At 72.9% G+C, this 18609-nt stretch carries 14 protein-coding genes; 10 read left to right on the top strand and 4 right to left on the bottom strand.

Annotated elements, in window-relative coordinates; translation table 11 throughout:
- Positions 1 to 18: 18 nt before the first annotated feature.
- The 3 genes from ACZ7G1_RS10980 to ku form a co-directional block, all read right to left on the bottom strand.
- Positions 19 to 2559 carry a GmrSD restriction endonuclease domain-containing protein gene (locus ACZ7G1_RS10980; protein ID WP_470872351.1) on the bottom strand — a complete coding sequence of 847 codons (2541 nt, stop codon included), beginning with the start codon at positions 2557 to 2559 and terminating at the stop codon, positions 19 to 21.
- A 165-nt stretch (positions 2560 to 2724) separates the two neighbouring features.
- Positions 2725 to 4335, bottom strand: a complete 1611-nt coding sequence (locus tag ACZ7G1_RS10975) for a M4 family metallopeptidase (RefSeq protein ID WP_470872353.1) — start codon at positions 4333 to 4335, stop codon at positions 2725 to 2727.
- A gap of 288 nt (positions 4336 to 4623) precedes the next feature.
- Positions 4624 to 5760, bottom strand: coding sequence for a non-homologous end joining protein Ku (gene ku / locus ACZ7G1_RS10970; RefSeq protein ID WP_470872354.1), 1137 nt, complete (start codon positions 5758 to 5760; stop codon positions 4624 to 4626).
- 50 nt (positions 5761 to 5810) lie between these two features.
- Here ku and ligD point away from each other — a divergent pair, with 50 nt between their 5' ends.
- The 7 genes from ligD (at position 5811) to ACZ7G1_RS10935 (ending at position 15228) form a co-directional block, all read left to right on the top strand.
- Positions 5811 to 6704 (top strand): non-homologous end-joining DNA ligase, encoded by an 894-nt coding sequence (gene ligD / locus ACZ7G1_RS10965; RefSeq protein WP_470872355.1) that lies wholly within the window; start codon positions 5811 to 5813, stop codon positions 6702 to 6704.
- A complete protein-coding gene (locus tag ACZ7G1_RS10960; RefSeq protein ID WP_470872356.1) occupies positions 6701 to 7681 on the top strand; it encodes an ATP-dependent DNA ligase in 981 nt (326 codons plus the stop codon). Before ligD ends, ACZ7G1_RS10960 begins: the two co-directional genes overlap by 4 nt.
- A 159-nt stretch (positions 7682 to 7840) precedes the next feature.
- Positions 7841 to 9994: a PBS lyase gene (locus ACZ7G1_RS10955; protein WP_470872358.1), complete on the top strand. Its 2154-nt coding sequence runs from the start codon at positions 7841 to 7843 to the stop codon at positions 9992 to 9994.
- A gap of 152 nt (positions 9995 to 10146) precedes the next feature.
- Positions 10147 to 10968: a hypothetical protein gene (locus tag ACZ7G1_RS10950; RefSeq protein WP_470872359.1), complete on the top strand. Its 822-nt coding sequence runs from the start codon at positions 10147 to 10149 to the stop codon at positions 10966 to 10968.
- On the top strand, positions 10965 to 12272 hold the full coding sequence (locus ACZ7G1_RS10945; RefSeq protein WP_470872361.1) for a histidine kinase dimerization/phospho-acceptor domain-containing protein: 1308 nt from the start codon (positions 10965 to 10967) through the stop codon (positions 12270 to 12272). The genes ACZ7G1_RS10950 and ACZ7G1_RS10945 overlap by 4 nt, the downstream gene beginning before the upstream one ends.
- Positions 12273 to 12376: 104 nt before the next feature.
- A complete protein-coding gene (locus ACZ7G1_RS10940) occupies positions 12377 to 13756 on the top strand; it encodes an FtsW/RodA/SpoVE family cell cycle protein (protein ID WP_470872362.1) in 1380 nt (459 codons plus the stop codon).
- Entirely contained in the window at positions 13753 to 15228 is a 1476-nt protein-coding gene (locus ACZ7G1_RS10935; RefSeq protein WP_470872364.1) for a penicillin-binding transpeptidase domain-containing protein, read from the top strand. The genes ACZ7G1_RS10940 and ACZ7G1_RS10935 overlap by 4 nt, the downstream gene beginning before the upstream one ends.
- 9 nt (positions 15229 to 15237) lie before the next feature.
- Here the strand turns inward: ACZ7G1_RS10935 and ACZ7G1_RS10930 are convergent, their stop codons facing one another.
- On the bottom strand, positions 15238 to 16350 hold the full coding sequence (locus tag ACZ7G1_RS10930) for a ferritin-like domain-containing protein (protein WP_470872365.1): 1113 nt from the start codon (positions 16348 to 16350) through the stop codon (positions 15238 to 15240).
- 157 nt (positions 16351 to 16507) lie between these two features.
- On the opposite strand from ACZ7G1_RS10930, the gene ACZ7G1_RS10925 reads away from it, so the two are divergent.
- From ACZ7G1_RS10925 to ACZ7G1_RS10915, 3 genes are read left to right on the top strand one after another with little or no spacing between them, the layout of a single operon-like run.
- On the top strand, positions 16508 to 17443 hold the full coding sequence (locus tag ACZ7G1_RS10925) for an AurF N-oxygenase family protein (protein ID WP_470872366.1): 936 nt from the start codon (positions 16508 to 16510) through the stop codon (positions 17441 to 17443).
- Positions 17444 to 17500: 57 nt separating this feature from the next.
- Positions 17501 to 18223, top strand: a complete 723-nt coding sequence (locus tag ACZ7G1_RS10920; protein WP_470872367.1) for a TetR/AcrR family transcriptional regulator — start codon at positions 17501 to 17503, stop codon at positions 18221 to 18223.
- Positions 18224 to 18239: 16 nt separating this feature from the next.
- Positions 18240 to 18542, top strand: coding sequence for a hypothetical protein (locus ACZ7G1_RS10915; protein ID WP_470872369.1), 303 nt, complete (start codon positions 18240 to 18242; stop codon positions 18540 to 18542).
- The last annotated feature ends 67 nt before the right edge of the window (positions 18543 to 18609 follow it).

Genomic DNA, 18609 nt, shown 5'->3' with positions numbered 1-18609 from the left:
AGGCGGCGCCACTGACAGTCACCGGGTGAGGGTTTGGGTGAACCAGGTGAGGACGGTGAGGAGTTGGGGGGTTTGGGTGGCGAAGGTTTCCAGGGGGAAGGAGGGGCGGAGGTCGAGTTTGGCTTCGGCCAGGTCGATGCCGGGGATGTGGTTGAGGCGGGTGAGGAGTGCGCGGCGGTGGAGTTCGTGGTCGAAAGGGGGGCGGCGCTTGAGGTGTTGGAAGACGACTTCGACGGTGCCGGTGACGGGGTAGAGGGCGAGGGGCCAGATGGTGCGGGGGCCGGGGCCGGGGAGGGGGAGGGTGGGGAAGCAGCTGGTTTCGTGCTTCTTGCCGTAGTCGAGGGTGCCGCCGAGGGATTGCCAGTGGCGGAGGGCGGTGAGGACGCCTTCGGCGATGTCGGGGGTCTGGTTGGCGCGGAGGAGGGTTTCGAAGCGGGTGGCGGCCGTGTCGGGGGCGGGGGCAGCGGGGGGTTCGTCTTCGGAGTCGGTCTTGCCGGTGAGGGTGGCGAGGTCGGCGGCGGTGAGGCGGTGGGAGCGGCGGGCGCGGTGCCACTCGTCGAAGGGGACGCCTTCGCTTTCGAGGACGGTCCGGGGGTCGGCCGTGTCGTCGCGGCCCTCGGGCCAGCGGAAGCCGGGGGAGATCTTGCCGTCGGCCATGAGGACGCGGTAGGCGCCGTGGAGGGCGGGGCGGGAGGCGACGTGGGTGCCGACGGCGACGGCGTGGGTGCCGATGAGGGTGGCGAGGTCGCCGTAGGTGGTCCAGGTGCCGGCCGGCATGGCGAGGAGGGCTTGGCGGAGTTCGGACCAGCCGGGCCATTCGGCGTCGGCGTGGGCCAGGCCGTCGAGCGGGCTCGGCCACAACTTCAGTGACTTTTCGGCGAGTTCGTCCGCCCGGGCGAGGATCTCGGCCCTTCCCCAGCGTTCCTGGCTCGCGATCCGCTGGTTCATGCGGAGGGCGCTGGAGTCCAGGATCTGCTGCTTGCGGTGGAAGGGGTGGTTGGAGAGGCGGGTGTTGTCGCCGGAGAGGGTGAGGTTGCCGAGGGTGTGGACGAGTTGGGCGTGGAGGCCTTCCGGGGTCTCGTCCTGTCCGGCTTCCTCGGCGAGGAGGTCGAACCACTGCTGGGCCGGCTGCTGCGGAAGGACGTGCTCCACGGTGAGCTTGGCCTTGGCGTAGTCAACCGGTTCGCTGGCGTCGTGGCTCTCTTCGAGGCGGCGCAGGATCTCGAAGCGCTGGTTGGAGCGGCCCGACTTGTAGAAGGGGCGTTCGCGGATCGAGGTGCGGGTGACGGCGTCGGAGGGCCAGACGCGGGTGCCCGTCTTGGTGGACAGGGCGTGGCGTACGGCGTCGGCGAGGGAGCGGTCGTTGTCGAGCTCCTTCTCGACGTCCTTGGGCAGCTCCATGAAGGTGCGGTTGTTGCCGGTGGTGGAGTTGCCGGCGATGAGGCGGCGTACGAGGTAGCTCTCGGCGTACGCGAGGGCGGTGGCGGCCTCCTCGGCGTCGCAGGTGCCTTCGTCGAGGCGGTCGAGCAGGAGGAGGGCCAGCGGGTAGTGGGTCTGGCCGCCCCAGCGGGCGAGGCGCTCCAGGACCTCGCGGAGGCGGGGGTCGTTCTCCCGCCAGGGTTCGGCGATCCGCATGAGACGGCCGGCCCGTACGTACAGCCGGGAGACCTCGGCTTCCAGGGCTTCCTCGTTCGAGCTCAGCGGTTCGAGGCGCTTCTTCTGGTCGCGGTAGATCTCGCTCTGCTTGGCGCGGTTGTCGCCGCCGACGACCAGGTCGAGCCAGACGAGCAGCTCCAGCCTGGCCGGGCCGAGGAGTTCCTGCATGGGGAGCCACAAGGTGCGGTAGACGGTCTCGCCGCGCTTGGGGAGGCACATGAAGAGGTAGTTGCGCAGCAGGTCGCTCTGGCTGAGGCCGACGCCCGTGTTGTTGATGGATTCGAAGATCCGGTACACGTTGTCGCCCTCGGCGGCGGTGATCGAGACGATGGAGAGGAAGTCCCTGAGCACGGACTCCACCGCGCCGACCCAGGCGTCGCCGGCGCTCTCCTCTCCTTCGGTGAGCGCGGCGAGGAAGAAGCGGTACGCGCCGCCGATGTTGCCGGAGCCGCCGGCCGTGGGGAGGCCCTCCAGGCAGGCGATGAACGCCTCGCGGTCGGCCTGCGTCGGCAGCAGCCGGTAGTGGTCGTTGCCGTCCTGGTAGCCGTTGACCAGGACGAGGTCGTGGATGCGGGCCGCCTTCTTGTCCCGTCCCCGGGCGCGGTGGTGGTCGCGCAGCGCGGTGAACGCGAGCATCAGGGTGGTCAGCCGCTGCTGGCCGTCGACGACGAGCCAGCGCTGCATCCCGCCGGCCGCGACCCGCTCCGGCGCGAGCACCACGGATCCGAGGAAGTGGGCGGCGGGTTCCCGGCCTTCCAGGGTGTCCTCGACGAGTTCCAGTACGTCGTCCCACAGCTGCCGCAGCTCGTCGCGCTGCCAGGTGTAGGTGCGTTGGTACAGCGGAACCTGGAACTGCGTCTCGCCGTGGACCAGCTTGCTGAACGTCGTTTCCTGCGCGTGCACGCGCGTCCCCTCCCCGGCTCCTGCCCCCATCGGCCCGCCATTGTGCCGTACCGCCACGGGGAGGGCTCGGGCTCGGGAGGACGGCGGTCGTCACCGGCTGGGGGACGAAGGGGGGAGCCGCCCGGCGGTGGTGCTGCCGGGCGGCTCCGTCGGGTTCGCCAGGTGTTACTTGACGTTGATGGCGGTCCAGGCTGCGGCGACCGCGTTGTACTGGGTGCTGCCGGTGCCGTAGAGGTCCTTGGCGGCGTTGAGGGTGGCGGTGCGGGCGCCGGAGTAGCCGGTGGTGGAGGTCATGTAGGTGGAGAGGGCCTTGTACCAGATCTTGTAGGCGGCGGTGCGGCCGATGCCGGTGACGGTGGAGCCGTCGTAGGTCGGCGAGTTGTAGGTGACGCCGTTGATGGTCTTCGAGCCGCTGCCCTCGGAGAGCAGGTAGAAGAAGTGGTTGGCCGGGCCCGAGGAGTAGTGGACGTTGAGGCGGCCGACCGACTTCGACCAGTAGTCGGCGGACTTGCCGTCCTTGCTGGGCTTGTCCATGTAACGGAGCGGGGTGCCGTTGCCGTTGATGTCGATCTTCTCGCCGATGAGGTAGTCGCCGGCGTCGGTGGCGTTGCCCGCGTACCACTCGACCGAGGTGCCGAGGATGTCGGAGGTGGCCTCGTTCAGGCCGCCGGACTCGCCGCTGTAGCGGAGGTTGGCGGTGGAGGAGGTCAGGCCGTGCGACATCTCGTGGCCGGCCACGTCGAGGGACGTGAGCGGGTGGGTGTTGTTGATGCCGTCGCCGTAGGTCATGCAGAAGCAGGAGTCGTCCCAGAAGGCGTTCACGTAGGCGTTGCCGTAGTGGACGCGGGAGTAGGCGGCGACGCCGTCGCCGCGGATGCCGTTGCGGCCGAGCTCGTTCTTGTAGAAGTCCCAGGTGACGGCCGCGCCGTAGTGGGCGTCGGCGGCGGCGGTCGCGCGGTCGCCCGCGAGGCCGTTGCCCCAGGTGTCGGTGGAGTTGGTGAAGAGGCTGCCGGTGCCGGACGTGCCGCCGTTGAGGTCGTACGTCTTGTGGCCGCCGCGGGTGGCGTCGGTGAGGGTGTACGAGCCCGAGGTGCCGAGGGTGACCTGGCCGGCGTACATGGTGTTGCCGACGCCGGTCTCGATCGTCTCGGCGGAGTGGAGCTCCTTGCCGGTGGTGGCGTCGGTGACGACCTGGCGGCGGCTGGGGGTGCCGTCCTGCTGGACGCCGGTGACGTACGTCTCCCAGGCGAGGACCGGCTTGCCGGTGGCGGCCCAGATGACCTTGCGGGCGGAGGAGACGGACTCGTCCGCGTTGGCGGCGGAGGCGAGGGCGGCCTTGCCGGCGGTGGCGGAGGAGAGGGCGGGCGTCGTGGTGGCCACGGATATCGGGGCCGAGGTCGCCTTGGTGGTGGAGCGGGCGCCCGACTTCTTCTGGTGGACGACCAGGTCGCCGCCGAGGACGGGGAGGCCCTCGTACGTGCGCTCGTAGCGCGTGTGCACCGTGCCGTCGGCGTCCTTGATGACGTCGCGGACGACGAGCGCCTCCTTGCCGGACAGGCCGATGGCCTTGCCGGTGGCGGCCGCGCCGGCCTGGGCCTCCTTGACGGCGGCGGCGCGCTGGCCGCCGGAGAGGCTGAGGGCGGTGGCTCCGGCCTCGCGCTGGGCGTCGGCGTTGGCGGATCCGGTCTGGACTCCGACGACGACCATCGCGGCCGAGGCGAGCAGGGCGGCGGCGCGGGCGGTGGTGCGGCGGTGCGAGGACTGCTGGCGGGTCACGCGGGCTCCTTCGCTGTGAAGCGTGGGGGTTGTGGGGGTGGTGATGCGGGTGCGAGCGTGCCAGCGAATGCGCCTGTTTGACAGGTCTGCAACAAGGATTTGACCTTCTGTTGTCCGAAGGACAGCTAACTCTGTTCGGTATGCGGCGAGTTAGCCCCTCCCGTGCCCGCCTTCGGGCAACGCGAAGCCCCCCGGAGGTGCACATTCCGGGGGGCCTGGGGAGGGACTTCAGTGGCCTTGGGCAGGCTTCGGCGGGACTTCCGCGCGGCTTCGGCGGGAACTCGGCGGTCAGGCCGAGCGCTTGCGCGGTGTCGCCTTCTTGGCCGGCGACTTCGCCGGAGCCTTCTTCGCGACCTGCGCCTTCGCGGCCGGCTCCTTCGCGGCGGCCTTCTTGGCCGTCGTCTTCTTCGCCGCCGCCTTCGAGGTGGTCTTCCTGGCCGCCGGCTCCTTCGCCGTGCTCCCGGCGGCCGACGCCGAGGTCGACTTGCGGGCGGGGGCGGCCGTCTTCTTCGCCGTCCGCGATGTGGACTTCTTGGCCTCCGTGTCCTTGGGGGCGCGGGCGGTACGGCCCGTGCCTCCGGACCGGGCGGTACGGGGCTTGAGCGGCGTCACCTCGGCGACCTCGTCCGCACCGGCCTCGCCGCGCGCCTCCCGGGCCGCGCGGACGCTGCTCTCCAGGGCCGCCATGAGGTCGATGACCCGGCCGCCGCCCTCCTCCTCGCCCGGGGCGGGCGGTGCGACGCCCTCGCCGCCCTCCGCCTTGGCGGCGATCATCTCCTCGACGGCGGTGCGGTAGTCGTCGTGCAGGGTGCTGATGTCGACCTCGCCGAGGGTGGCCATCAGGGCGTCCGCCAGGTCGAGTTCGGCGTCCCGGACGGTGACCGGCGACTCGGGCGCCACGCCCTCGGGGGCGCGGATCTCGTCCGGCCAGAGCAGTCCGTGCATGGCGATCACGTCGTCCACGACGCGGAGCATGCCGAGCCGCTCGCGCCCCCGGAGGGCGTACTTCGCCACCGCCACCTTGTCGCTGCGCTTGAGGGCCTCGCGGAGCAGGGTGTACGGCTTCGCGGCGGGCACGCCGTTCGCCGAGAGGTAGTAGGCGGCGTCCATCTGGAGCGGGTCGATCTCCCCGGCCGGCACGAACGCGACGATCTCGATCGTCCTGGCGGTGGGGAGCGGCAGGGCGGCCAGGTCCTCGTCGGTGATCGGGATCATGGTCCCGTCGGCGTCCTCGTACGCCTTGCCGATCTCCGCCTGGGAGACCTCCTCGCCGTCGAGCTCGCACACCTTCTTGTAGCGGATCCGGCCGCCGTCCTCGGTGTGGATCTGCCGGAAGGAGACGGAGCGGCTCTCGGTGGCGTTCACCAGCTTGATCGGGATGCTGACCAGGCCGAAGGAAATGGCACCGTTCCAGATGGATCGCACGGTTCCTGCCTTTCGCTCCGAACAGTCCGGAAACGTGGGATTCTCATCGTATGACGCCCATCACAGAGGTGGAGGGACGCCGGCTGGCCCTCAGCAACCTGGACAAGGTGATCCACCCGGCCACCGGCACCACCAAGGGCGAGCTCCTCCACTACTACGCGACCGTCGGGGCCGCGATCCTGCCGCATCTGAGGGAGCGGCCCGTCTCCTTCCTGCGCTATCCGGACGGGCCCGAGGGGCAGCTCTTCTTCACCAAGAATCCGCCGCCGGGCACGCCCTCCTGGGTGACGACCGCCCCCGTGCCCCGCTCCGAGGACCCGCGGGCCCGGCAGGTGGTGGTCGAGGACCTGCCGTCGCTGATGTGGGCGGCGAACCTGGTCGTGGAGTTCCACACGCCCCAGTGGCGGACCCCCGCCCCCGCGGTCGCCGACCGGCTCGTGTTCGATCTCGACCCCGGGGCGCCCGCGACCGTCGTCGACTGCTGCCGGGTCGCCCTCCATCTGCGCGGGCGGCTGGCCGACGACGGCCTCGAAGCCTTCGCCAAGACGTCCGGCGCCAAGGGACTGCACCTGCTCGTCCCGGTGACGCCCACCCCCTCGGCCGAGGTGTCGGCGTACGCGCGGCGGCTCGCCGTCGAGGCCGAGGCCGCGCTGCCCCGGCTCGTCGTGCACCGGATGGCCAAGGCGCTGCGCCCCGGCAAGGTCTTCGTCGACCACAGCCAGAACGCCGCCGCCAAGACCACCGCGACCCCCTACACCCTGCGCGCCCGCACCCTCCCCACCGTCTCGGCACCCGTCACCTGGGAGGAGGTCGAGCACTGCGCCGCCGCCCGGGACCCCGCTCCCCTCGTCCTCCTCATGGACGACATCGCGCCACGTCTTGAGCACCACGGGGAGCTCCTCGCCCCACTTTTCGCCCCTGAACGCGCGGGAGACGTGCCGTGAACGGGGAGCGCGGGAGTGGTCGTGACACCCCCGCCGGTACGGGCTCCGCCGGGGCCGCCCCCGGCCCGGGACCCGGCCCCGCCGCCCCCGGCCCGGTCGTGCTCCTCCCGCCCGTCGACGTGATGCGGCCCCGGTCGGCCGACGAGATCCCGGAGCAGGGAGAGCCGCCGCGCGAGCTGCAGTACTCCCTGAAGCTGGACGGCTTCCGGGCGCTGGCGTTCGTGCTGGACGGGGGGCGGGTCGTGCTGCAGTCCCGGTCCCGCAGGGACCTCGCGCCGGAGTTCCCGGGGATCGCGGCCGAGCTGGGCGAGCGGCTGCCGGCCGGGCTCGTGTTCGACGGTGAGCTGTGCGCGTACCGGGAGGGGCGGCTGAGCTTCACGGACCTGCTCCGCTCGCACGCGGACCGGGTACGGGCCGGGGTGCCGGTCTCGTACATCGCCTTCGACCTGCTGGCCGTCCCGGGCCGTGACGTGCGGGCCCTGCCGCTGCGCGACCGCTGGGAGCTGCTCGGCGCGGCCCTCGCGGACGTCGGCCCGCCCCTCCAGCGGGTGCTCGCCACGCGGGACGAGGAGACCGCGCGCGGATGGTTCCGCGACCTGCGGGACGCGGGCGTCGAGGGGATCGTCGCCAAGCGTCTCGACTCGCCGTACCGGCCGGGCGCGACCTGGGCCTGGCGGAAGGTCCGGCACGCCGACACGGGCGACGGCCTGCTCGTCGGGCTCGTCGGCCCGCCGGACCGGCCGCGGGCGCTGCTGGTGCGGCTCCCCGACGGCCGGGCCGTGACCACCTCGCCCCGGCTCACGCCGGCGCAGTCGCGCGAGGTCGGCGCGCTGGCGGGCGACCGGGCCGGACCGCTCGCGGAGGACCCGGAGCACGGGCCCGTGCGGCCGGTGGAGCCGCCGGTGCCGGTCGAGTTGCGGCAGGTCGCGGGGCGGCACGAGACGGCGGCGTTCGTCCGGGTGAGATCGGAAGGGTAGCCACCGAGAGCAACTGCCCTGCTCCGTACCGTATATGGCGCAAAGAGGCCGCAACCAGGGCTCCGCGCACGGCGGGTGTCGCCGGTTCGGCGTCGGGAGCGGCCCTGTGGTGCACACTTGCGTCCTGGTACAGCGCTCACGGGGAAGGCGGCCTGGCACATGCTGACGGGGATCGAGGAGGTCGACTGGGCCTCGCTGGGCCACGCGTACGGCCCCGCGGACGATGTGCCGGAGCTGCTCCGCGGACTCGCCTCCGCCGACCCCGCGGAGCGCGAGACCGCCCTGGACGGGATGTACGGCGCCGTCCACCACCAGGGCGACGTCTACGACTCGACGCTCGCCTGCATCCCCTTCCTCCTCGAACTCGTCGCCGACCCCGAGGTCCAGGACCGCGGCTGCATCGTCGAGCTGCTCACCAGCATCGGCGGCATCGAGCTCGCCGACGACGACGAGCTCGACGAACTGGACGAACTCGCCCCGGACGACGAGGAGTTCATCCCCGCCGCCAACTACGCGATGGCCGCCGCCGCGATCGCCGCGGGCTCCGACGTCTTCCTCGGGCTCGTCGCGGACCCGGACCCCGAGGTGCGGCTCGCCGCGCCGTGCGCGCTCGCCTCGCTCCACCCCGAGCCCGCCCGGGCGCTGACCCTCCTGCGGGAGCGGCTCACCGTCGAGCGGGACACCGAGGTGCGGCTCGCCCTGGTGGCGGCCGTCGGCCGGATCGCCCTGCGGCACGCCTCGCTGCGCGACGAGACCGTCGACTGGCTCGACTGGCTGGCCCGCGCCGCCCAGGACCCGGGACTGCGGCTCGCGGCCCTCGCCCAGCGGGCCCGCTGCGCCCCCGCGGACATCCCGGACGACGTGGTGCCCTGGGTGACCCGGCTCCTGGAGGAGATCCGCACGGCCGCCCAGGCCCCGCCGACCGGCGCCGACGCCTACCGGTCCGCCGCGCCGACCCTGATCGGGCAGGTCAGGGAGCTCCTGGAGGAGCACGCGGCCGGGCGGCCCGCGCCCTGGACCGAGGAGCTGCTCCGGACCCTGCACGCGGCGCTCGACGACCGCGTCGACGACCGGATCGCGCTGATCCTGGCGCAGCTGCGGAGCCCCGACTGGGGGCAGCGCTCGGACGCCATCTGGCTGTGCGGCGGGCTGATCAGGATGTGGCGCGGGCGATATGAGGAGGTGGTGCGTCTGGTCGGCGCCCAGCTCCAGGACCCCGAGCCACGGCTCAGGGAGGCCGCCACCTCCTTCCTGGAGCGCCTCTTCGAACTGGGCGCCCCCGCCGCCGACGCGCTCGTCGCCCGTCTGACGGCGGGCCCGGCGGGCTCCGCCCCGCTCGCCGAGGGCCTCGCCCCCGGCCAGGGCAGCGGGTACGCCTTCGTCGGCCGGTCGGGCCGGGACGGGGCGCTGCTCGCCCTCGCCCGCGCCGGTGACACCCGCGCCGTCCCGCTCCTGGCCCGCGCCCTGGAGGAGGGCGAGGTCCGGCGGGAGCTCCTGTACGCCATGGACGGCCTCGGGCCCTCCGCCGCGATGCTCGCCCCGCTGCTGCGCCGCCGCCTCGCCGAGGTCGAGCTCGACGAGCGGCTGTACGACCGGGCCGCGCCGCTCCTGTACGCGCTCGGGGCGGTACGGGGCAACCAGGCCGTCCCCGAGGTGCTGCGGGTGCTGCGAGGCGCCCCGGAGAACCGGCGCGACTGGGTGCGCGAGTCGGCCCTGCGGACCCTGGCCGCCTTCGGGCCCGCCGCCCGGGAGGCCGTACCGGAGCTGCGAAGACTCCTGGCCGCCGAGTCGGCCGCGGTCGCCACGGCGGCGGCCCGCGCGCTGTGGGCGGCCGAGGGGGACACCGGGGAGGCGCTCGCGGCCCTGGAGCGCTGGCTGCGGCCGGGAGCGCAGGGCGCCGATTGGTGCTTCGCCGCCCTGGCGCTCGCCGAGATCGGCCCGGCGGCGGCCTCGGCCGCCCCCGCGCTCCGGCCGGGTCTGGCCTCGCGCGACCTGTGGGTGCGGGTGCGGACCGCGACCGCCCTGTGGCGGGTCTGCGGCGACACGGCGTCGACGCTGCCGGTGCTGCTCGCGGCCTGGGAGGAGAACCGGCACGCCCGGATGGACATCGCCGAGTGCCTGGCGGAGATGGGCCCGGCTGCCTCGCGGGCGCAGCTCGTGATCCTCACCGAGCTGACCCGCCGGCGCCGCCACAACGCCCGCGAGGGCGCCTCCGGCAGCCACGACGTCCACCTCGACGAGAAGCTCCTCACCCTGTGCCGCGCGGCACTGGCCCGGATGGAGCGGGGCTCGTACGAGCGGGGCGCGCACTAGCGGCGGGGCTCGTAGCCGGACGGGCCTGAGCGGGGCCTCGTACCGGCGCTCCCGCGTGGGCGGGGGACGGGACGAGTGGACAAAATGGACTTCTCTCCGAATAAGGTCTACGGGAGAAGGACAGGACCGTCCCCGACCGACCGAGGAGCCCCGTGAGACCGCGCGCAGTGCACAGCGCCGGCGCCGCCCTGGGCGCGCTCGGACTCGCGCTCGCGCTCGGCGGGTGCGGCGCCGGGGAGGGCGGCCTGAAGAGCGCAGGGGCGACCCCCGCGGCCGTGGGGCCCGTACGGCTGTGGCCCGACCTCGCGCCCGCGACGAATCCGCCGGTGGACTACGGCGAGACCGACACCCAGCGGGTCCCCGGCATCGAGGTCGCCGACAACGACGTCCACACCGTCGACGCCGTGGCCGTCGTCCGCGCCGAGGTGCGCGCCCACCCCGACACGTACACCGGCGCGGACGGCCTCTACGAGGAGACCGCGCGGGCGATCGAGGCCTGCCCCACCGCGCCGAAGTCCTGCCCGGTCCTCCGGCCGTACTACCGCGACCTCACCGGCAACGGCCGCGACGAGCTGATCGTGGGCATCCGGATGCCCGACCAGCAGGTCGGCGTGCGGGTCTACCTCGCCGAGAACGGCGGGCTCACCCGGATCATGTCCACCGTCGACCAGGTGATCAGCGTGGAACTGGCCGGCCGGGACCTGATCATGCGGGTCAGCTCGGCCGGCATCCCCGGGTACGAGTACCGCACCGCCTGGTCCTGGGACGAGCAGCAGCACAGCATGCTGCCCACCCGGGACGAGATCGTCCGCGTCCGGCCCTCCCGCTCCGGGCCGTCCGTCGTGCCCGTGCCCCGCCTGGTCAGCCCCAGCGCCACGCCCGCCCCGGCCGCGAGCGCCCCGCCCGCCCCGGCCGAGTCCGCCGAACCCGTCCCGGTGGAGCCCGTGCCCGTCCCCGCGGAGCCCGCCCGGTGAAGGCGCCCCGGCTGCCCGCCTGGACCGCGACCCTCACCTGGAAGGCCGCGGTCTTCATCGCCGTGATGTGCTGCGCGCTCGCCGCGCTGCTCGGCGTCCTCGTGCACGTGTCGGTGACCGCCAGGACCGTGGACGACTCCCGCGAGAAGGCGCTCACCCGGCTCACCGAGGTCGGCCGGCTCTACGAGGCGGGCGAGCCGCTGCCCCGGTTCGCCTCCGTCGACCCGGCCGGACTGCCGGCGCCGCTGCGGGTGCTCGCCGCCCGCGGGGAGCGCGGCACGATGGTCGCCGACGACCGGGGCCGGCCGACCATGTGGGCGGCGGGCCCGGCGGACGACGGCCACGCGCTGGCCGTCCGGGTCGACTACTCGCAGAGCGCCCAGACGATCGACGCGCTCGACCGGTCGATCCTCACCTCCTCGGTGCTCGCGATCGGCGCGACCCTGCTCGTCGGCGCCTTCGCCGTCACCCGGGTCACCCGGCGGCTCCACCTGACCGCCCAGGTCGCCCGCCGGATCAGCGCCGGCGACCTCGACGCGCGCGTCGACGACCCGCGGACGAAGGACCCCTCGCGCCCGCAGGACGAGGTGGCCACCGTCTCCGGGGCGCTCGACACCATGGCCTCCTCGCTCCAGCGCAAGCTGCAGAGTGAGCAGCGGTTCACCGCCGACGTCGCCCACGAGCTCCGCACCCCGCTCACCGGGCTCTCGGCCGCCGCCGAGCTGCTACCCGAGGGCCGGCCGTCGGAGCTCGTACGGGACAGGGTGCGGGCGATGCGCGGGCTCACCGAGGACCTCCTGGAGATCTCCCGGCTCGACGCCCGCAACGAGACCGTGGACCTCGCCGTCCACGAACTCGGGCCGCTCGCCGCCCGCGTGGTGCGCGCCTCGGGCACGGAGACGGAGGTGCGGGTCCTCCGGGACGCCACGGTGGAGACGGACCGCCGGCGCCTTGAGCGGGTCCTCGGCAACCTGGTCGCCAACGCGCACAAGCACGGCGCGCCCCCGGTCGTCGTGACGGTCGAAGGCCCCGTCGTCTCGGTGCGGGACCACGGCCCCGGCTACCCCGGCTACCTCCTGGAGTCCGGCCCCCAGCGGTTCCGCACCGAGAGCGGCGGCAAGGGCCACGGTCTCGGCCTGACGATCGCCGTCGGCCAGGCCGAGGTGATCGGCGCCGAACTGCTCTTCGCCCGCCCCGCCGAGGGCCCGGGCGCCGAGGCCCTGCTGCGGCTCCCCGAGTACGTGCGCCTCGCGGAGCCGGACACGGACCCGGACACGGACGCGGACGCGGACGCGACGGGCTGACGGCCGCCGCGCGCCTTCACACGTGCGGCGGACCGTGACGGCGCGCCACGGCACACCGTCACACAAAAGGGACATAGGGCATACCACTTGCTACGTTGCGGACCATGACCACACCGCGCACGGACGCTCCCCCGGCCGGGGTACGCCTCCCGAAGCGCCGCGGCGTGGAACTCTCCCTCCTCGTCGGCGCCGTCCTCATCTCCGTCTCCGGCTACGCCGCGGTCGGCCTCGCCCGCAGCGGCGCCGTCCCGCCGGACGCGGCCCGCTACGGCGCCGGGCTCGGACTGCTCGCGCTCGTCGCCCATCTCGCGGTCCGCTTCCGCGCCCCGTACGCCGATCCGCTGATGCTGCCGATCGCGGTGCTCCTCAACGGCCTCGGGCTCGTCCTCATCTACCGCCTCGACCTGGAGACGCCGGACGACCAGGCGGCGGCGACCCAGCTGGTCTGGTCGACGCTCGGGGTCGCGCTCTTCATCGTGGTGGTCCTGCTGCTCCGCGACCACCGGACCCTCCAGCAGTACGCGTACGTCTCCGTGGCCGCCGCGCTCGGCCTGATGATCCTGCCGATCTTCTTCCCGGCGGTGAACGGGGCGAAGATCTGGATCAGGATCGGCGGGCTCTCGTTCCAGCCGGGCGAGTTCGCGAAGATCCTGCTCGCCGTCTTCTTCGCCGCGTACCTCGCGGCCAACCGCAACGCCCTCGCGTACACCGGCCGCCGGATCTGGAAGTTCCAGTTCCCCACCGGCCGGGTCCTCGGCCCGATCGTCGCGATCTGGCTGCTGAGCGTCGGCGTCCTCGTCCTGGAACGCGACCTCGGCACGTCCCTGCTCTTCTTCGGGCTCTTCGTCATCATGCTGTACGTGGCGACCGGGCGGACCGGCTGGATCGCGGTCGGCCTGGTCCTCGCCTCGGCCGGCGCCTTCCTCGTCGGCTCGCTCGAACCGCACGTGCACAGCAGGGTGCAGGACTGGCTCGACCCCTTCGCCTCCATCCGGGCGGGCGACGGACCCGGGCAGCTCGCCCAGTCGCTGTTCGCCTTCGCCGCCGGCGGCATGCTCGGCACCGGCCTCGGGCTCGGCCACTCCGTCCTCATCGGCTTCGCCGTCAAGTCCGACTTCATCCTGGCGACCGCGGGCGAGGAGCTCGGACTCGTCGGCCTCACCGCGCTGTTCCTCCTGTACGCGCTCCTCGTCGCCCGCGGCTACCGCGCCGGGCTCTCCCTGCGCGACCCCTTCGGACGGCTCCTCGCGATCGGGCTCGCCTCGATCGTCGCGCTCCAGGTCTTCGTGATCGCGGGCGGGGTGATGGGCCTCATCCCGCTCACCGGCATGGCGATGCCCTTCCTCGCCCAGGGCGGTTCGTCGGTCGTCACCAACTGGGTGATCGTGGCCCTCCTCATCCGCGTCAGCGACTCCGCCCGCGCCCCCCAGCCGGACTCCGCCGACACCGGAACGCTCGCACCCGTGACCGAGGAGGCCCGGTGATCCGTTACATCCGGCGGGCCGCCGCCCTCTGTCTCGTGCTCCTGGTCGCCCTCCTCGTCAACGCCGCCCGGGTGATGGTCCTGGAGGCCGAGTCCCTCGACGACAACCCGGCGAACCGGCGGATCGCCATCGAGCGGTACGCCGAGCCGCGCGGCGAGATCGTCGTCGACGGCAGGCCGGTGACCGGCTCGCGGGACAGCGGCCAGCAGCTGCGCTGGGAACGCACCTACCGCCAGGGGCCGTTGTACGCCCCGGTGACCGGCTTCGCCTCCCAGACGTACGGCACCACGCTCATCGAGCACGCCGAGGACGAGATCCTCGCCGGCACCGACCCGATGCTGGCCCCGCTGCCCCTCTGGAACGACCTCACCCGCGGCCACCAGCCCGGCGGCGACGTCGTCACCACCGTCCGCGCCTCGATGCAGGAGGCCGCCTTCCGCGGGCTCGACGGCAAGCGCGGCGCGGTCGCGGCCCTCGAACCCTCCACCGGCCGCGTCCTGGCGCTCGTCAGCTCGCCCTCGTACGACCCCGGCGTCCTCTCCGGCACCGGGCAGGCGGTCAAGGACGCCTGGAAGCGGCTCAACACCTCGCCGAACCAGCCGATGCTGAACCGGGCCCTGCGCCAGACCTACCCGCCCGGCTCCACCTTCAAGATCGTGACGGCCGCCGCCGCGCTCGACGCCGGGGTCGTCCGCGATGTCGACGCGCCGACCGACACCCCCGACCCCTTCGTCCTGCCCGGCACCCGGCAGGTGCTCCCCAACGAGGCGAAGGGCTGCGGCGACGCCTCCCTGGCGTACGCGATCCAGTGGTCCTGCAACACGGTGATGGCCGGCCTCGGCGTGGAGGTCGGCCTGACGGACATGGTCGACGCGGTCGAACGCTTCGGCTTCAACGACACGGGGCTGCGCGTGCCCTCCTGGGTCGCGAAGTCCAACTTCGACCGCGAGATGAGCCCCGACCAGCTGGCCCTCTCCTCGATCGGCCAGTTCGACACGACGGCCACCCCGCTCCAGATGGCCATGGTCGCGGCGGCCGTCGCCAACAACGGCGAGATCGCCCACCCCTACCTCGTCGACCGCACCACCACCTCCGGCGGCACCACCGTCGACCGCACCGGCCGCCGCAGCTACCGCCAGGCCATGAACCCCGCCACCGCCCTCCAGCTCCAGCGGCTCATGGTCAAGGCGGTCGAGGAGGGCACCGGCACGAACGCCGCCATCCCGGGAGCCCGCGTCGGCGGCAAGACCGGCACCGCCCAGCACGGCTTCGGCAACACCGGCACCCCCTACGCCTGGTTCATCGCCTGGGCCCAGGCCGAGGACTCCCCCCAGCCGGCCGTCGCGGTCGCCGTCGTCGTCGAGGACGCCGAGGCCTCCCGCACCGACATCAGCGGCGGCGGCAGCGCCGCCCCGATCGCCAGGGCGGTCATGCGGGAGGCCCTGCGCCTCGAGGCGGAGACCCGGGGGTAGTTCCGGGGGCTACTCCCCCGTGCCCGCGCCCTCGGCGATCGCGTCGGCCACCTCCGCCACCCGGGCCCGCTCCTCCGCCGCGAAGCGCTCCGCGTCGAGGCGTTCGGCGATCTCCTCGTCCTGGGTCATCAGCAGGTCGAGGCTGGAGTCGCCGAGGTCGAAGACGCCCATGTCGAGATAGGCCTTCTGGAGCCGCTCGCCCCACAGGCCGATGTCCTTGACGCAGGGGACGATCCGGCTGAACAGCAGCTTGCGGAAGAGGTGCAGGAACTCGCTCTGCTCGCTGAGCTCCTCCGCCTCCTTCTTCGGGATGCCGAAGTTCTCCAGGACCTCGACCCCGCGCAGCCGGTCGCGCATGAGGTAGCAGCCCTCGATGACGAACTCCTCGCGCTCGCGCAGTTCGGCGTCGGACAGCTGCCGGTAGTAGTCGCGCAGCGCCATCCGGCCGAAGGCCACGTGCCGGGCCTCGTCCTGCATCACGTACGCGAGGATCTGCTTGGGCAGCGGCTTGTCGGTGGTGTCGCGGATCATGCCGAAGGCGGCGAGGGCGAGGCCCTCGATGAGGACCTGCATGCCGAGGTAGGGCATGTCCCAGCGGGAGTCGCGGAGGGTGTCGTCGAGCAGGCCCTGGAGGTGGTCGTTGATCGGGTAGAGCATCCCGATCTTCTCGTGGAGGAAGCGGCCGTAGATCTCGGCGTGCCGGGCCTCGTCCATCGTCTGGGTCGCCGAGTAGAACTTGGCGTCCAGGTCGGGGACGGACTCCACGATCCGCGCGGCGCAGATCATCGCGCCCTGTTCGCCGTGGAGGAACTGGCTGAACTGCCAGGTCGAGTAGTGCCGCCGCAGATCGCCCTTGTCCTTCTCGGTCATTTTGGCCCAGTGCCGGGTGCCGTACAGGTTGAGCACCTCGTCGGGCGTGCCGAGCGGGTCGTACGGGTCGACCTCGATGTCCCAGTCGATCCGGGTCGCGCCGTCCCACTGCTTGTCCTTGCCCTTGCGGTAGAGGGCGAGGAGCCGTTCACGACCGTCGTCGTAGTCCCAGGAGAAGCGGGCGGCGCCGGTGGCCGGCACCTGCCATACGGGTCCGGCGGGGGCGTTCACATAGAGGTCGTGCGTCGACACTGACGACTCCTTCCGTCCGTTTCCAGCAGGCTCACACGCTGGTAGACGGGTCGTCAACAAGTCGCGCACAAGGGATTGACGGCTCTGCTGACGGGCAGTCTCATAAAGGGTGACCCCCGGTAACGTGACGATGAGCGACGCAGTGAGGTGACCGGCCATGACCCCCTTCACCGAGCCCGATTTCAGCCTCCTCCGGGACGCGCTGGGGCCGCTGCGCGACCGGGAGCAGGTCGCCGAACGACTCCTCGATTCCTCCCGCAGACACTCCTTCGACCCGGACACGGAACTCGACTGGGACGCGCCCTTCGAGGACGGCAAGTGGTTCTGGCCGCCCGAGCTCGTCTCGCTCTACGGCACCCCCCTGTGGCGCCGGATGTCCGAGGAGCAGCGGATCGCGCTCTCGCGTCACGAGGCGGCCTCCCTGGCCTCCCTCGGCATCTGGTTCGAGATCATCCTGATGCAGCTGCTCGTGCGGCACATCTACGACAAGTCCCTGACCAGCGCCCACGTCCGGTACGCGCTCACCGAGATCGCGGACGAATGCCGGCACTCGATGATGTTCGCCCGGCTGATCACCCGCGGCGGCACCCCCGAGTACCCGGTCCCGCGGATCTACCACAACCTCGCCCGCGTCCTGAAGACCGTCTCCACGACCCCCGGCTCCTTCGCCGCCACCCTGCTCGGCGAGGAGATCCTCGACTGGATGCAGCGGCTCACCTTCCCCGACGAGCGGGTGCAGCCGCTGGTCCGCGGGGTCACCCGCATCCACGTCGTCGAGGAGGCCCGCCACGTCCGGTACGCCCGCGAGGAGCTGCGCCGGCAGATGGCGACGGCGCCCCGCTGGGAGCAGGAGTTCACCCGGCTGAGCTGCGGGGAGGCCGCCCGCGTCTTCTCCACCTGCTTCGTCAACCCGGGGGTGTACGACGCCGTGGGCCTGGACCGCCGCGAGGCGGTCGCCCAGGTGAAGGCGAGCGGACACCGGCGCGAGGTCATGCAGTCCGGCGCGAAGCGGCTGACCGACTTCCTCGACGACATCGGCGTCCTGCGCGGCGCGGGCCGCCGCCTGTGGAAGTCCTCGGGCCTGCTCGCCTGAGCCCCGCGCTTCACGGCCGCCCGCCTGAGGGGACCCTTCCACGGTTACGCTGCGGGCATGACCAGCGCCGCCACTCCCGCGTACCGCAGGCTCACCGTCGAGGAGCGGCGCGGGCAGCTGCTCGACGCCGCCCTGGGGCTCTTCGCGCACCGGACGCCCGAGGACGTCTCGCTCGACGACGTCGCCGAGGCGGCCGGGGTGTCGCGGCCCCTCGTCTACCGGTACTTCCCCGGCGGCAAACAGCAGTTGTACGAGGCTGCCCTGCGCTCCTCCGCCGACGCCCTCAACCGCTGCTTCGCCGAGCCGCCGGAAGGGCCGCCCACCGAGCGGCTCGGCCGGGTCCTCGACCGCTACCTGGTCTTCGTCGACGAGCACGACGCCGGGTTCAGCGCGCTGCTGCGCGGCGGCAGCGTCGCCGAGACCTCCCGCACCAGCGCGATCGTGGACGAGGTGCGGCGGGCCGCCGCCGAGCAGATCCTCGTCCACCTCGGGGTGGAGCGGCCGGGCCCCCGGCTCTCCATGCTGGTCCGGACGTGGATCGCCGCCGTGGAGGCCGCCTCCCTCATCTGGCTCGACGAGGAGAAGCAGCCCCCGGCCCCCGAGCTCCGCGACTGGCTCGTCGACCACCTCGTCGCCCTGCTCGCGGCGACCACCGCGAGCGACCCCGAGACGGCCGCGGTCGTCCGGCGGCTCCTCTCCCAGGAGACGGCCACCGGCCCGGTGGCGACGCTCGCCCGCCGGGTCATCCCGGTGGTCGGCGAGGCGGCGCACCTGCTGTAGGAGAGAGACTGGGGGTGTGAAGAGCGAGAACACCCCCTTCCGCGGCGGGCCCCTGGACGGCCGGGCCCTGCCGATCCTGGTCGGCCCGACCGGCCACCCGCCGAAGTGGTACGAGATTCCCGTCCCGGCCCACGACGGACACCCGCCGACCCTCCACACCTACCGGCGCGAGCCCGCGGGGTACACCAAGCGGCTCGGCCTCCAGCGCGGCTGGGTCTACCAGTACGCCCCCGAGGGCCGCGAGCGCCGCGAACTGAAGTGGCCGTGGTCCAAGCCGGGCGGCGGCGCCACCGCGAGGGACGCTGAGCCGAACGGGTGAGCACGCCGGACGCGCCCCGGTTCGTGCGCTGATCATATGAATTGAGACGTCATCATCCCCGTGGAGG

The organism is Streptomyces sp. NPDC037273 (assembly GCF_055603625.1).
The sequence above is the reverse complement of the archived record's forward strand: the minus strand, read 5'-3'. Positions and strand labels throughout refer to the sequence as shown.

What these genes read in the sequence shown, in the direction of transcription:
- ligD (WP_470872355.1), top strand. Translation starts at nt 5,811, where the DNA reads ATGACGCCCATCACAGAGGTGGAGGGACGCCGGCTGGCCCTCAGCAAC.
- ACZ7G1_RS10955 (WP_470872358.1), top strand. Translation starts at nt 7,841, where the DNA reads ATGCTGACGGGGATCGAGGAGGTCGACTGGGCCTCGCTGGGCCACGCG.
- ACZ7G1_RS10940 (WP_470872362.1), top strand. Translation starts at nt 12,377, where the DNA reads ATGACCACACCGCGCACGGACGCTCCCCCGGCCGGGGTACGCCTCCCG.
- ACZ7G1_RS10925 (WP_470872366.1), top strand. Translation starts at nt 16,508, where the DNA reads ATGACCCCCTTCACCGAGCCCGATTTCAGCCTCCTCCGGGACGCGCTG.
- ACZ7G1_RS10920 (WP_470872367.1), top strand. Translation starts at nt 17,501, where the DNA reads ATGACCAGCGCCGCCACTCCCGCGTACCGCAGGCTCACCGTCGAGGAG.